The organism is Treponema sp. R8-4-B8 (assembly GCF_054786175.1).
The window spans coordinates 1-1860 of sequence record NZ_BDHE01000074.1 but is presented as its reverse complement, the minus strand read 5'-3'; the positions used below and the strand labels follow the sequence as shown (position 1 = coordinate 1860).

Annotated in this window: 1 protein-coding gene; it reads right to left on the bottom strand. The window is 39.7% G+C overall.

The window, feature by feature from the left end:
* Positions 1-1725, bottom strand: a 1725-nt coding sequence (locus tag ACYVRA_RS06300) for a histidine kinase dimerization/phospho-acceptor domain-containing protein (protein WP_461251897.1), incomplete at its 3' end; no start/stop codon positions are given.
* Positions 1726-1860: the final 135 nt, after the last annotated feature.

Here is a 1860-nt window from a genome sequence, read left to right as displayed (position 1 = left end):
TTCACTGACAATTAATTTAAATTCTATCGGTTTTGTTTCACAGCGTAAAATATTAAGTTTTACCGTATCATGAATCAGGCTTGCAATGTCATATTGGGAAATAAAAAGCTCCAGTCTTCCGGCCTCTATTTTTGAAAGATCGAGTATGTCATTTATTATGCCAAGCAATAAATCGCCCGAATTGTAAATCCTTTCCAGCGCTTCCTGCGTGGCAAGCGGAAGCATTTTATCCTGAAGTTGAATTTCAGTAATGCCAAGAATCGCGTTCATAGGCGTGCGGATTTCATGGCTCATCTTAGCAAGAAAATCGCTCTTTGCCTTACTGCTCTCTTCCGCAATTTCCGCCCTGTGCATTTCCGCTATCATTTTCTTTATTTCTCTTAAATCCCTTATAAAGCCCGCGACGGCGTACTCGCCCCTGAATTTAACGCGAACCAATGAAACTTCCGTAGGTATTTGCTCCCCGTCAAGCTTTTGATGCATCCACTCAAAACGGCAATGGCCTTCTTCAAACGCCTCGTCAAAATAAGCGGTAAGCTGCTCTTTTGACACCTCTCCTGAAGGCTGGTATTCGGGATAAAGGTCATACATTCTATCTATAAATTCCTGTTTAACCTGCAGCCCGAACATTCTGACAATTTCCTGATTACATTCGATTATTTTTAATTCCTTGTCTACCATAAAACTGCTAAGAGGCGTAGCGTCAAATAAAACCTGCGTACATTCGTCCGCTTCGCGCATTTTTGACATCATTGCCTTGATTTCACGCAAATCGCGCGTATAGCCGCAAACCATAGATTCTTTTCTGTATTTCACTCTGACAAGCGTAACTTCGCACGGTATCAATTCGCCGCGTAATGTCCTGTGCATCCATTCAAGACGGCAATATCTTTCATCAAACGCTTTTTCTATATATTCCATTGCTTTTTCATAAGACAAGCTTCCATCCGGCTGGTATTCGGGGGACAGTTTAAAAAAATTATCAAGATATTCCTTTTTACTTGACACTCCGAATAATTTTATGGCTTCCCTATTGCAATCTATAAGCCTGAAATCGCTGTCCCAAAAATTAGCGCAAAGCGGAGTCGCGTCCAGCATTATTTTTGTGCGTTCTTCCGCCCTGTTTTTTGCGGCATACATACTTAATAAAATCGCGCTTAAAACGCCGGCAAAAATAACACCTAACATTATTAATATTTTTCCTATATGCCTTAAGCTTTTATAGTAATATTCGGCATACTCGATTATCGCCAAATACCAGCCGTTTTTCAGCCGTCTTGCAAAAAGGACGGCTTTGCCGCCGTTATAGTCGGTAGTTTTTCTTGCTGAAATTATTTTTTCCCCGTCCAATTCTTTCTTTATGGCGGGTCCGTCGTTCATCTGGTTTATATTCTTGCCTATATAAGCGGGATGGGGATGGGCAAGCACGTTTAAATTGCCGTCTAAAAGTATCCCATAACTGTTTTTACTGACATGAGAATTGATAACATAATCAGAAATATCTTTTGTCATAACGGACGGATTCGAGTCAGACTCGCCGATTCTGTCTTCGATAAAAATTTGCACTTTATCCATTACATAATTAACGTCGTTAAGCAAATGCTCGCGCTCAATATCGCTCATAAAATTGTAGCTAAAGAAAACCATAAAGGCAAATGCGGCGACTACGACGACAAATTGCACATGAGTTATAAAGACAAAAATTTTTTTTAACCACGAACGCATTAAATGTCCGCCCTTGCCATTTTTATATGATCTCTAACTTCATAAAAAAGTTCAGTTATTTTCGGGTCAAAATGAGTGCCGGAATTTTTCATAATAATTTCTATCGCTTCATCATCGGAAAACGCTTTTTTATAC